The organism is Chryseobacterium taichungense (genome assembly GCF_900109935.1).
Classification (GTDB): Bacteria; Bacteroidota; Bacteroidia; order Flavobacteriales; family Weeksellaceae; genus Chryseobacterium; species Chryseobacterium taichungense.
In genome coordinates this window covers 368,381-381,445 of the sequence record NZ_FOBV01000002.1, presented here as the reverse complement: position 1 = coordinate 381,445, position 13,065 = coordinate 368,381, and the positions used below count along the sequence as shown (strand labels likewise).

The window sequence follows — 13,065 nt, the reverse complement described above, 5'->3', positions numbered from 1 at the left end:
TTATATTGAACACGAGCGGGACGCTCGCGCCAGCAAAGGAAATTTAAGATTTTAATATTATAAATTAACATCAATCTTTAAAACTCCATTATAATCATCATAATAATTGCGAGCACTGCTGTATTTCCATTCCCAAGGCTCAATAACAAAACCGGCCTTTACAGGATTTTTATGTGTATACATAAGCTTCTGCTCAAATACCTTAAGTGACCATATTTCTATAGGATGATTATGCTGTTGCCAGAATTGATATTCCGTCACATTAGATCTTCTGCTTCCTGCCTTTTTAAACATCCATAGCATCCACTCTCTCCTGCTTTCCCGAAAATTTCCCTTAATCGCATTTAGCATTTTTTTGGATGTAAACCCCTTAAAATCTCTTATTAGTTCTGATGGCTTTCCATCTCGTGACCGAAATATCAGATGAATATGATTGGGCATGATACAATATCCGAAAATGACCATTCCTTTGTTCTTTCGACAATAATCTAAAGAGTCTATAATAATATCAAAGTATTCGTTTCTGGTAAAAACATCGATCCAGAAAACTGTTGCGAAACTTATAAAATAAGCTCCTTCTTTTTCGTTAAACTTATATTTTCTACTCATTTGTATTTTTCGTAAATATATAATATAGTCAGGAAACTTTATTAAAAGTATAATGAATATTTTAGCACGAGCGGGACGCTCGCGCTAGCGAAAGATATGTAAAGCAATATGCAGATGCAAAATCAGGACATTAGATATTTTACATAGTTAAACCTGCCATTGGGCAGGTTTTTTTGTTTTTATATTTAATAAAATTATATCGAAACTGTTTTTGTTTTGGTATTATAAATAATTACCTCTTCAGGATTTTTTCCTGTTTTGGATAAGCCTTCTACGTGAATAATCTTAAAATTCTGTGGCTTATAAATTTTCACTTCATTTGTCGTTTCATCAACAATTACCTTTTCTGCATTTTCAAAACTAATATTCTTTGATGATAAAGAAACATTTCCTGTAAAAACAGTTGTTTTATCTTTTAAATTTCTTTTGGCATTATCACCTTTGAATCTCAATTGATCATCATCTGTCTGCTGTTGAGAGAAAATTTGCTGTGAACAAAGCAACAGTAAAAATGCTCCCAAAAGTTTTAATTTTTTATTCATTTCTATTATTTGGTTTAAAACTATACAAAAGAACAAATAAATTTATTAGCTGATAAAAAAATAACTTTTTTTAACGCTTCTCAATGCTGGCACGAGCGAAATGAGTCAAAGACATTGTAATGCCAACCCGTTTTCCATTTCATTTCAAACCATCAGTTTAAACAAAATCAGGACTCCGTTTTAGTCTAAACTACCAGATTAAACAAAAACAGAGAACTGTGAGAGTCTAAACTGACAGATTAAATTAAATCAGCACTCCGGGAAAGTCTAATCTGCCAGAATAGGAAGAAACGGCAAACTGTTTTATTCTAAACCAACAGATTTGGTTTGAAATGGCAATTTATTTATATTTAAACCTTAAAATTTAATAAGTATTCACAATTAAAACGCAGATGTTATGAGAATTACATTGTCAGATTTAAATACAAAAGACCTGGCTACCTTGGTACAGAGAACGATTACAACTTCCGATTTGGGAAAATATGCAGTAATCTCCAATCATCCCCTACTTTCCGAACTTAAAAAAGTCTATACAGAGTATGATGCTGTTTATACAAAATCTACTTACAGTGGTAAAGGAACTGATGTCGCAAGCGCAGACAGGGATAGGGACGTTAGTTTCAGGGCATTAAAAAATTTCCTTGACGGATACAGAAAAATGCCCTCGTTATCTAATTACCAGTTTGCAGAAGACCTGTACCAGATCTTTAAACTATATGATTTGAGTCTGGACAAAATGAGCTACTCTTCTCAAACCGCCCAAATGAAAAAATTAATCGAAGACCTTGAGAAGCCGGAAAATATTCAGAAGCTGAATGCACTGTCTTTACTTCCTGCATTTAATGAAATGAAGTCTAAACAGGACGTATTTGAACAGATATTTGCAGAACAAGCAGGAGCAAATGCAAATCTCCGAAACATGAAAAGTGCTTCTTCGATCCGTAAAGATCTGGAAAAAGCCTTAAGATCTTATATCAATTTCATTACGGTAATGAAAGATGTCACCGGTTGGGAACTGTTCTATGCAGACATCAATGAATTGGTAAAAGCGGCAAAAAACTCTACAGTTGCGGATCATGAAAAGAAATAACTTCATTCCGAACTAAAAATCAACAACAAGAGGTGGAAATTTCCATCTCTTTTTTGTGGTTCTTTATTACTATAAAATATTCTGATGTTACTGCTACAAATAATTAATGATATAATATATTTTGAGCGTATTTAAATTCTAAATATATTTTAACATTAAGGAATTAAGGTTTAATTTTCTAATTAACTTAATTTAAATCAATTAATTGATTTCTTATTTTTTTCTCGCTTAATAAACTAAATTTCTTAATGTTAAGAATAAACTTTGTTTATTTGGATAAAGCACATTAAGTAGAATTCCAGAGGATTATTAGATAAAATTTCACAGGCTCTTAATCTACTCTTTCGGCTTCAATGCTGTCAAATAAAAAGCAATTTCATTATCTTTAACCTTTCAATCGAGGGCAATGGATACATCTGATCAGAATCGCTTACTTACCAAAAGACTTCAGGAAATGCAAAAAGAGCAGTTGAGCATATCGGCTATCAACGTGGCACTTTCTAAGGCGTTGGACCGTTCCCAATTCGGCATTGCTCTACAGAACCATTGTAAGCCAATTCTGAATTATGATGAAATTATTTTGCTGAACTGCGATAAAGATGACAAAGGTTTTAAGGTCTTTCACAGCAGTGCTGCAGCAAATAAACTTCATGGAGATCATGTATACCTTGCGAAAGATGAAATCATTGCACAATGCCTGCGCTCTGCAGAGCCTGTTCTTTTTGATCTTAGACATTTCAGTGAGAAAAAAGATCAGGAAATCGCCTCATTCCTTTCGTCAAAAAACACAGGAATGCGTATGGCGGTCGGTATTGCCCTCCCTTCGCTACATGATCATGAAAGCATTGTATTTTTTCTTTATAAAAATTATATGACTTCAGATGATGTTCCGGAAAGAATATTGACTGCTATTTCCACCCAGCTGGCTGTCAGTGTACGTATCATCCGGATCTTCATGATGGCAGGTTCCGTAAAGATCCCTCATGAAGCGGAAAATGATGAGGTGCAGGAAATAAAAGTTAAGAAAGGTTTTAACGGAATCATCGGAGAAAGTGCCGTAATGCAGGATATTTATGAGCAGATCTCTCAGGTTGCTCCTTCACAATCAGGAGTTTTGATCTATGGAGAAACAGGCACCGGAAAAGAACTGATTGCACAGGCGATCCATGATCTTTCGTCTTCGTCGCATAAAAAAATGATCAGGATTAATTGTGCGGCCATCCCCTCCAACCTCATCGAATCGGAGCTTTTCGGACATGAGAAAGGAAGCTTTACGGGGGCAACGGAACAGCGCAAAGGAAAATTTGAACTTGCCAATAACAGCACGATTTTTTTAGATGAGATCGGTGAGCTTCCGCTGGAGCTTCAGGGAAGGCTGCTTCGGGTACTGCAGGAAAAAGAAGTGGAGAGGATCGGAGGAAGTCAAAGGATCAGAGTAAATGTGAGGATCATTGCTGCAACCAACAGGAATCTTGAGAAAGAGGTTGCTGCCGGGAAATTCAGAAGTGATCTGTATTATCGTCTGAATGTATTCCCGATCGAACTGCCTCCTTTAAGGAAACGAAAAGAAGATATTCCGCTTCTGGCAGCCCATTTCCTGGAAAAGCATGATAAAAAAACCGGAAAAAAAATCACCGGATTTTCACAGAAAGTGCTGCAGGAAATGTGTCGCAATCCCTGGCCGGGAAATATCCGCGAACTTGAAAATATGGTTCAGAGAAGCATCATCACCGCAAAAGAAAATATTATAAAGGAAATGACTTTTCCAAAAATTCCTGATCTTCAACAGGAAAACTCGCAGGAATGGCAGATCAAGACGCTTCAGCAAATCGAAAAAGAACATATCCTGAAGGTTGTTGAAAAGTGCAACGGCCGGATTTCCGGGAAGCAGGGCGCAGCAGTATTGCTGGGGCTCCCATCGACTACGCTGATCTCAAAAATGCAGAAGCTTGGTATTCATAAGCAACATTATTTTAAGAATAAAGATTAATATCTTTTAAATATTAAACGTCAAATTTCAGTTTCCAGCTCTTTTTTAATTCCCATTTCTATTTTTCCGGAGGATAGTGCCCAGAAAATCCAAAGTCCTAAAATAAGAATAAGTGCCACAGCAGGAACAATGAATGAGAATATTAGGGCGATTAGGTAAATCGGAAATCCATACAAATAATTGTTTTGGATCTTCCGTATTGCTACATCGCTAATTCCGGGACGAAGAAGCGTTTTATTACGGCTTGCCAGAAACCAGAGCAGATTATACGCCAGGTTGATCAGTACGAATGTTCCTGTATAAATTCCTACAACGACAGAGGAAGCTTCACCATTAAAGAATCTCGCCAGCAGAGAGGTAGGATATGAAACAGCAGAAACCAGAAAGAGAATCAATCCATTGGCAAACATGATTCCTGAATTGCGGCTGTAGATCTGTTTGAAAATCTTATGATGATTGACCCACATGATAAAAATACTGAAGAACGAAAGGAAAAAAGCCAGAAATGCCGGCCATTGGTTTTTAAGAAAGATGAGCAGATCATTGCTGTTTTTCACAGAATTTTCTTCCGGCATATGAAGATCCAGCACTAAAAGTGTAATGGCAATAGCAAAAACGGCATCACTGAAGCCTTCGATTCGTACGGTTTCTTTTTCCATAATAGATATGATTTAATGTTGATAATAATATATAGGCAATGCCTCGCTTATTGAATAAGTGAATTGTTTTGAATGGATGTTTCGGCTAAAGCCTTTATTTTTTGTTTAATGATAAGCGGACTAAAGTCCGCTCCTATTGAATCGCCGGGATTTATCTGTAGCCTTTGTCAATTCCCAGTTTTTTCATTTTAGAATACAACGTTTGGGGCTGCATTTTTAAAAGCTCTGCCGCTCCTCCGAATCCGGAGACTTTTCCACCGCTGCTTTCCAGGGCATTCATAATGTGATCCCTTTCCATTTCCTCCATGGATTTCAATATTCCTGAAGATCCGGTTTGTTCTTCCTGTATTTTGGGAAGATCAAAGCTTTCAATTTCCGATGTCCGCGTGAGAAGAACGCTTCTTTCGATGAGATGTTCAAGTTCTCTGATATTTCCCGGCCACGAATAATTGAGAAGTTGTTCGGTTGCTTTTGCACTTATTGAGTTGATATTCCGTTTTGAAGCAGCCGCATATTTTTTCAGGAAAAAATGCGCAAGCAGTTCGATGTCTTCTTTCCGTTCCCTTAAAGGAGGCAGTTCGATCGGGAATACATTCAGACGATAATATAAATCCAGCCTGAATCTTCCTTCTGCCACTTCTTTTTCCAGCGAACGGTTGGTGGCTGCAACAACCCTGACATTCACTTTTATGGTTTTATTTCCTCCGAGACGTTCAATTTCTTTTTCCTGCAAAACCCGCAACAGTTTAACCTGAGAGTCAAGAGGGAGCTCTCCTATTTCATCAAGAAATATCGTCCCGCCGTTAGCTTGCTCAAATTTTCCGATTCTCATGGTATTGGCACCTGTAAAGCTTCCTTTCTCATGCCCAAAAAGCTCCGATTCGATGAGGGAATGTGGCAACGCCGCACAGTTTACAATTACAATCGGGTTATGGTTTCTTTCTGAAAGATCATGTACCGCATGGGCAACCTTTTCTTTTCCGGTACCACTCTCACCTACGACAAGAACAGAAGTATCTGTTGGAGCTACCACTCTTATTTTTTCAACAACATCCTGAAGTAGTTTGCTTTTGCCGATAATACCTTCAATTTCCTGTGTCCCCGAAACTTCCGGACTATCATCTGAACCTTTTTCAATATCAAAGCGGTATTTCGCAATATCCAGCATTACGATGAGGTCGCGTTCGCGGAAAGGCTTAACCATGAATCCGTACGGCTGTGTTTCCTTTACTGCCTCAAGGACAGACTGATTGGTATTGGCAGAAATATAGAGAAAAGGTAAATTGATTTTCCTCAATTCCCAAGCGAGATCAATGCCTGTAAGATCACCCTTAAGCATAATGTCAATCAGTACCCAATCCGGTCTCTTCTCTGCAATAGACTTCCTTGCCTGCACCACAGAAGATGCAATTCCTGTGACCTGATATCCTGCTTTTTTGAGCATAAGTTTAAGATCATTGGCCACAATAAATTCATCTTCTACAATTAAAATTTTTTCTTTCATTATTCTGTTACGATATCAAAGTCTGTATGCTGATCATCGATATCTGTATTTTTTCTAAAATTGATTATTATTTTTAACCCGTTTTTACTTTCAAGGGTAAAATTTCCGTCCAGCTGATCGGTAAGACCTCGCATGAGATTCATCCCTAGAGATTCTGTTTCATCAATATCAAAACCATCAGGAAGGCCTATTCCGTTATCAGAAATGATTAGCTTGTAATGATCTTTTTCCATATTTTTAAATGAAACCTGAACCTCCCCTTTTCTGCTTTCGGGAAATGCATATTTGATCGTATTGTTTACCGCCTCATTAAGAATAAGTCCCAGCGGAACCGCCTGAGCAACATCAAGAAATATCTTGTCAATATCCATTACAAAACTGATATTTTTTTCTGATGAATAGCATTCCTTGATATAATTGATCAGCTCGTAGATATACCATGACATATCAATGGTTGCCAGATTATCAGACTGGTAGAGTTTCTGATGGATCAGCGACATGGCATGCATTCTGTGCTGACTGTTCTGAATCGCCATTAAAGCATCTTCATTATCAAGATAAGCAGATTGAGTGTTCAGAAGACTGATCACGATCTGCAAATTATTTTTGACCCGGTGATGAATCTCTTTCAGCAGCCATTCTTTTTCACTGAGAAGTTTTTTCAACTGCTCGTTCTGCTCATCGATCTGCTGACGTTTCAGTTCCAGCTTCTTATTTGCACGGTTTTTAAGCCTTGAACGGTTGTAAAGAAGCGCAGCAAAAAGGATAAGGACAATGATACTGCCGATGAAGACATAGCGTATCACTTTTTCGTTTTGAATTTTAGCTTCCTGGAGTTTCCCCTGCTGTCTCAGCAATTTGATATTCTTATCTTTCTTTTCGGTTTCAAACTGAAGTTCCAGCGCAGTAGATTGTTTAAGTTTCTCTAAATTAAAGATAGAGTCTTTATATACCTGATGCTGCTTTAAATGCTTAATAGCAGATTCATATTTCTTACTGGCCTGATCAGACTGAAAAGCCAGAAGCTCGATCTGCGAATAAAAGACAAGGTTATTCGACTCCTCAGCAAATTTTCTGAATTTTTCGAGATAAGCATATGTTTTTTCGGGCTGACCAGATTGCTGTAAGTAAATAATGATTCCTGTAAGTTTATAAAACAGACCCAAATCAGATTCATTGTATTTTTTCAACAGCTGCTCATAGTACGGTCTCGCCTTCTCCGTTTCTTTAAGCATAGAATATGATACTGCGAATATAAAAAGCTGGCGTATTTTGGTGATTTCGTCTGTAGGAGGAAAATTCTTTTCCGTACGTTTTAATGTGCGCAAGGCTGCCTTGTAGTTTTTCTTGTGACAGTAAAGCGACGCAAGGTTATAGGTAATGGCATTCACATCACCAATATTTTTATTTTCCAACGCTATATTCAGAGCTTTTTCAAAATTGGCAAAAGCAAGATCAAACTTAAGAAGGTCATAATAAGCAAGACCGAGATGGTTGTAAATCGTACACCACTGGTAACTCTGATCCTGAACTTCTTCTGCCGTTTTTTCTGCCAACAATGCATATTGCAAAGATAATTGTGCATTTTGCAATAATCCGTAATTACCCGACATTAACGTATAAACGCCCTGAAGTTCTTTGAAACCTATCGACTTATATAGACTAACAGCATTTTCAAGAAGACCTAATGCTTTTTGATTCTGCTCTAAAAGTCCATAATAATCGGCAAGATCTTTTAAAGCATCTGCTTCTTTTTTAACAGCCCGCCCCTTTCTATACAGTGGAATTGCCAACTCCAGATATTTTACTTTTTGCTCTATATCTGGCCTCTCATAGCCTTTATAAGCACAAAGTTCTTTATAGGTATCAGCAGTGATTACAGGCAGATTATTTCTTTTTGCGTAAGCAAGTGCCTGGTTTGTTAGTTTTAATGCTTTTTCCCGCTCCCCTTTTTCTCTGTTAATTTGTGCACTAAGAAGCATTACCTTTCCTGTTCCGGTTTTATATTTTAAGATCGTACTTAATTTTCCGGCCTGAAGATTAAGACGCTCCGCTTCCTCAATATCTGCTTTTTCCTCTCCCGGCTTATTGAGATAATAACTGCTTAAAGTAATCAGTAATTCGACCTTCTGATGATCATCTGCTGCGTTGGCAATTTTCTTTTCCAATTGCTGCGGATCAACATTAGACTGTGCTGTCACCCGGATATTTCCAAGCAATAACAACAATACCAGGCATAAGATGCGTATAAATTTTCTTACAGATATGGGAGCAGTGAGATTCATTTTTTAAAGATAATTCATTATGCTGTTTAATTTTTTATTTTTAAAGCTAAATTTTCCGGTGATAAAAATAGCAGATCAGCATTCCTATTCCCGGAGCAATAAGGGTAACCAATCCGAATTGCTTTCCGGCAAATGCCCCCAGAAAACACCCAGTAAGAAAGCCAAAGATTGTTACCATCTGTTTTTTCAGACTGGCTGTAGCATCAGGGTCTTTAAATCCATTTCTTAATAAATTCCCGAAATCGAGAGAAGCCTGCGTCACATTCCCGGTCATCATGGTTGTTGGGCCATATGTTTCTTTAGCATAGAGTTTTCCAAATGAATTCTGTAATCCCATGGCAAAGACTGCAGCCATGGCTACGGCATACATCATCCATTTTTCAAAAATTCCCAGATACGTAAATACGGCTACAAAAATTCCGCTCAACAACAACAGCAATCCTTCCCAAAACATAATGGAATAATGATTGGTAAATCTGTACGCCATTCTTCCGCCCGTAATCACAGCCATAATAAATACGGGGAAAGTCAACAGCTTTACCCATGCATTTAGTTCAGATCCTTTTATCAGCTGGTAGGCAAATACAATAAAGTTGCCGGTAACGTGAGCAGAAAAAACGGCATCTGCAGATACGAAAGTTACCGTATCACAATATCCGGCAATCATGGTCAGGAGTAACGTTACAAAGCCTATATTGGTTTTTACTTCCATATTTTTATTTTAAATGTGAGCGCAGCATCCAGGCCATTTTTTCATGGGTTTCCATTAAACCTGTGATATAATCGCTGGTTCCTGCATCGTGAAATTCAGAAGCAAAATTATTGATATTTTCCCTAAGGTGGATAAGGATGCTTTCGTGATCAGAAAGAAGTTCCTTGATGTACGTCAGACTGTCATTAGTCTCAAGATGATGTTCCGAAAGGTGTGTTAATTCAAGATATTCTCTCAGAGTAGCCGGTGCATAATGTCCCAGTGTTCTGATTCTCTCTGCCATATCATCAACAATACCATCCAACTGCTGATACTGGGCTTCAAAAAACAAGTGTTTATTGTAAAAGTCTTGCCCTTCCACATTCCAGTGGGCTTTTCTTGTTTTGGTGTACAGCACGAATTCGTCCGCTAATACTTTCACCAATACTTCAGCAACTTTTGCTAAATTTTCATTTTTAATTCCGATTGAAGTTTTCATTTTCTTAAAGTGTATTTAATAGGTAATAATCAAGTGAATAGGTTCCTGCACCTAAAGCAAGAATTAATAATAAAGATAAAGTGTACATGTAAGGAACGTCCCTTACTTCCAAAGAATCATTTCTGTGAACCACGAAATATCCGATAGCCGTAACACCAATGGTCGGGAGTACCACGAGTCTCGTTCCTAATCCGAGAATAATTAAAAAAGGGACTATCAGATCGGCAAAAGAAGCCACGAGAGCATTCAATTTCGTTGGCAAACCTAAAGGATTGGGGATAACTTCCTTCTTCCCATTTTCCAGTCTGAATTTTTTCAGTCCGTGTACCCTGAAAAGCTCAAATCCCAGCAGTATTCTGAAGATAAGCAATGACACATTGTTGAATGATGATCCCAGATCTGAATAGAGAATTTTATGTAAAATTTCCATAATTTTTAAATTTAAAAGGCAAAACAAGAACATCCTAAAGCTCCCCAAAACGCATGATAATTATTTACCGGCAAATTATTCATCCTTGCCTGATCATGATTGTGGGAATGGACATCACAACTTCCGACACAACTGTGAATCTGGGAAGTAAGGGGTACTTTATGAGCAGACTTTGAATTCTTTTCAATTTCTTTCTGAATGTGTCCTCCTACCGGATAATAACCATTATACAGATTCGTAGGCGACCATTCCGGAAGAATGGGAACAGACGGTGGCGCAAATGATGAAAATTCTCCTTTCGCATAGACAATGTTACCATCAACGACCGTCATCTCCGCTTCAATATTTTTAATATCTTCTTCCTCAATGGTGAAATAATCCTTATCAAGAACTGCCAGATCGGCAAACATTCCTACTTTAATATCTCCTTTTTTATGATGTTCCTGAGAAAACCATGCGCTTCCTTTGGTGTAAAGTTCTAACGCTGTTCTTCTGTCCAGCCGTGATTCCTGATAGAGCTGAAGACCGCCAACCGTTTTCCCAGCTGTTAACCAATACATAGAAACCCAAGGATTATAGCTACTAACTCTTGTAGCATCAGAACCACCTCCTACCGGTACTTCCATGGCAAGCATTTTCTTTACCGGAGGTGTATTTTCTGCCGCTGTTGAGCCGTAACGGTCGGTAAAATATTCTCCCTGGTAAGCCATTCTGCTTTGGATGGCTATTCCGCCACCAAGATTTTTCACTCTTTCAACATTTCTTTCGCTGATCGTTTCCGCATGATCAAAAATCCATGGCAGACCATTGAAAGGAATTTCCTGATTGATCTTTTCAAAAACATTTAAAAACCTCGTAATACTTTCATCATAAGTGGCATGCAGTCTGAAAGGCCAGCGATTTTCAACCAAAAGACGGACAACCTTTTCCAATTCTTCTTCCATATTTTCCGGAAGATCAGGTCTTGGCTGTAAAAAGTCTTCAAAATCTGCGGCAGAGAAAACCAACATCTCGCCAGCCCCGTTATGGCGATACATATCATCACCCTGATAGAGTTTTACTGTATCAATCCATTCACTGAAATCCTCAAACTCATTTTTTGGTTTTTGGGTAAATAAATTATAAGCAATTCTTACCGTAAGCTGTTTCTTCTGATTCAATTCGTTCACCACCTGGTAATCATCCGGAAAGTTCTGAAAACCTCCTCCGGCATCAATAACACTGGTTATTCCGAAACGGTTGAGCTCTTTCATAAAATGTCTGGTAGAATTCAGCTGATGCTCATAAGAAAGCTTGGGACCTTTAGCCAGTGTTGAATAAAGAATCATGGCATTTGGTGTTGCGATGATCAGTCCTGTCGGCTCACCATTGGAATCTCTTTCGATCTGTCCTCCGGGAGGAGCAGGTGTATTTTTGGTATAGCCTACTGCTTTCAAAGCAGCCCTATTCATCAACGCTCTGTCATACAAATGGAGAATAAAAACAGGAGTTTCGGGAGCAATCGCATTAATCTCTTCCAGCGTCGGCATTCTTCTTTCCGCAAACTGAAATTCTGACCAGCCACCAACGACGCGCACCCATTGCGGAGACGGCGTACGGTCTACCTGTTCTTTCAGCATACGCAATGCATCGGCTAATGATGGAACTCCATCCCATCTTAGCTCAAGATTATAATTCAGTCCGCCACGAATTAAGTGAATATGCGAATCATTGATTCCCGGCACCACTCTTTTCTTTTTAAGATCGATGATTCTGGTCGTTTCATCAGCAAACTGATCGGTCAGTCCGTCATTTCCTACCGCGATAATTTTTCCATCTTTAATGGCAACTGCTGAAATATCCTGGGCTTCATTGCTGAAACTGTGGATTTTTCCGTTATATAAAATAAGATCTGCTGTCATGGTTATTTAGCATTAAGTTGATCAATCGCCTCTTTAATTCCGCCACCGGCAACCGTAAAAAATGAAGGTCCGGCCAATAAGATCAGCTTCTTCACTGTCATTTTCTCGGATACATGCTGAGTATTCAGGTAAGCCTGCGCACGGTAAGCATCAAATGCACCCAACACGACATTTCCGGCAACAAGCGCTGTAGGAGAATCGATACCGGCATCCTTAATGTCGCTGGCAAATGATACGGTCTGAACTTTCAGCCTCAATACTTCTCTCATCGCTACACTTCCTACTTTTTTCATCAATTCGGCATCGAAATTATTTCTGTCGCCAAGTCCGATGAGCAATAGTTTTTTAGAACCCATGCTTCCTTTTGGCGGATCCATCAGTAATGTTTCCAGCGCATAGCCTTTAAATTTTCCTGTTTTTCTTACTTCAGTGATGATTCCTTTCAATGCTTCATCTAAGTGCACCATCCCGTTCAGTTCTGCAGGAAGCGCTGGAGATTTAAAAATATCGCCTTCCGTATATTCAAAAACGCAGGCAATCTGGAGATCTGCCACTGCAGCAGAAGGACCATTCACCAAGCCTTCAATGGTCACACCATCTACTGTTCCCCATACTTTCTTTGTACCGACCGCTGTTTTTACCTCTGCTGTTTGTTGAGCGGAAACATAATTTGTTATTGAACCTCCTACAAGAGCTGCTACAAGCAATATTTTTGAGATTCCGAAATATTTTGATATTAAATTTTGCATAATAAATAGTTTTAGTGATTTACTTTTTAAACTAATTTGATTTTAACCGCAAAAGAGACAAAAGATTATTTTAAAGTTTAGATAAAACAAAGCTCTCAAAGAATAGAAATCAAAGA

At 38.3% G+C, this 13,065-nt stretch carries 12 protein-coding genes; 2 read left to right on the top strand and 10 right to left on the bottom strand.

Annotated elements, in window-relative coordinates:
* Nucleotides 1-57: 57 nt before the first annotated feature.
* Nucleotides 58-609, bottom strand: coding sequence for an REP-associated tyrosine transposase (locus BMW64_RS05330; protein ID WP_089998972.1), 552 nt, complete (start codon nt 607-609; stop codon nt 58-60).
* Between the two features lie 194 nt (nt 610-803).
* A complete protein-coding gene (locus BMW64_RS05325; protein ID WP_089998970.1) occupies nt 804-1,151 on the bottom strand; it encodes a hypothetical protein in 348 nt (115 codons plus the stop codon).
* A gap of 397 nt (nt 1,152-1,548) precedes the next feature.
* Here BMW64_RS05325 and BMW64_RS05320 point away from each other — a divergent pair, with 397 nt between their 5' ends.
* Nucleotides 1,549-2,241 (top strand): DUF6261 family protein, encoded by a 693-nt coding sequence (locus tag BMW64_RS05320; RefSeq protein ID WP_089998969.1) that lies wholly within the window; start codon nt 1,549-1,551, stop codon nt 2,239-2,241.
* Between the two features lie 406 nt (nt 2,242-2,647).
* A complete protein-coding gene (locus tag BMW64_RS05315) occupies nt 2,648-4,231 on the top strand; it encodes a sigma-54 interaction domain-containing protein (protein WP_089998968.1) in 1,584 nt (527 codons plus the stop codon).
* Between the two features lie 20 nt (nt 4,232-4,251).
* Here the strand turns inward: BMW64_RS05315 and BMW64_RS05310 are convergent, their stop codons facing one another.
* From BMW64_RS05310 to BMW64_RS05275, 8 genes are all read right to left on the bottom strand, one after another.
* On the bottom strand, nt 4,252-4,890 hold the full coding sequence (locus tag BMW64_RS05310) for a TMEM175 family protein (protein ID WP_089998966.1): 639 nt from the start codon (nt 4,888-4,890) through the stop codon (nt 4,252-4,254).
* 151 nt (nt 4,891-5,041) lie between these two features.
* A complete protein-coding gene (locus BMW64_RS05305; protein WP_089998965.1) occupies nt 5,042-6,394 on the bottom strand; it encodes a sigma-54-dependent transcriptional regulator in 1,353 nt (450 codons plus the stop codon).
* Nucleotides 6,394-8,679 carry a tetratricopeptide repeat-containing sensor histidine kinase gene (locus BMW64_RS05300; protein WP_089998963.1) on the bottom strand — a complete coding sequence of 762 codons (2,286 nt, stop codon included), beginning with the start codon at nt 8,677-8,679 and terminating at the stop codon, nt 6,394-6,396. The genes BMW64_RS05305 and BMW64_RS05300 overlap by 1 nt, the downstream gene beginning before the upstream one ends.
* A gap of 46 nt (nt 8,680-8,725) precedes the next feature.
* Nucleotides 8,726-9,391 carry a YoaK family protein gene (locus BMW64_RS05295; protein WP_089998961.1) on the bottom strand — a complete coding sequence of 222 codons (666 nt, stop codon included), beginning with the start codon at nt 9,389-9,391 and terminating at the stop codon, nt 8,726-8,728.
* A 4-nt stretch (nt 9,392-9,395) separates the two neighbouring features.
* Nucleotides 9,396-9,869 (bottom strand): Dps family protein, encoded by a 474-nt coding sequence (locus tag BMW64_RS05290; protein WP_089998959.1) that lies wholly within the window; start codon nt 9,867-9,869, stop codon nt 9,396-9,398.
* 4 nt (nt 9,870-9,873) lie between these two features.
* Nucleotides 9,874-10,299 (bottom strand): DoxX family protein, encoded by a 426-nt coding sequence (locus tag BMW64_RS05285; RefSeq protein ID WP_089998958.1) that lies wholly within the window; start codon nt 10,297-10,299, stop codon nt 9,874-9,876.
* A gap of 11 nt (nt 10,300-10,310) precedes the next feature.
* A complete protein-coding gene (locus tag BMW64_RS05280) occupies nt 10,311-12,200 on the bottom strand; it encodes an amidohydrolase (protein ID WP_089998955.1) in 1,890 nt (629 codons plus the stop codon).
* Between the two features lie 2 nt (nt 12,201-12,202).
* Complete coding sequence (locus BMW64_RS05275; RefSeq protein WP_089998954.1) at nt 12,203-12,949, bottom strand: M17 family peptidase N-terminal domain-containing protein; 747 nt, start codon at nt 12,947-12,949, stop codon at nt 12,203-12,205.
* Between the last annotated feature and the right edge of the window lie 116 nt (nt 12,950-13,065).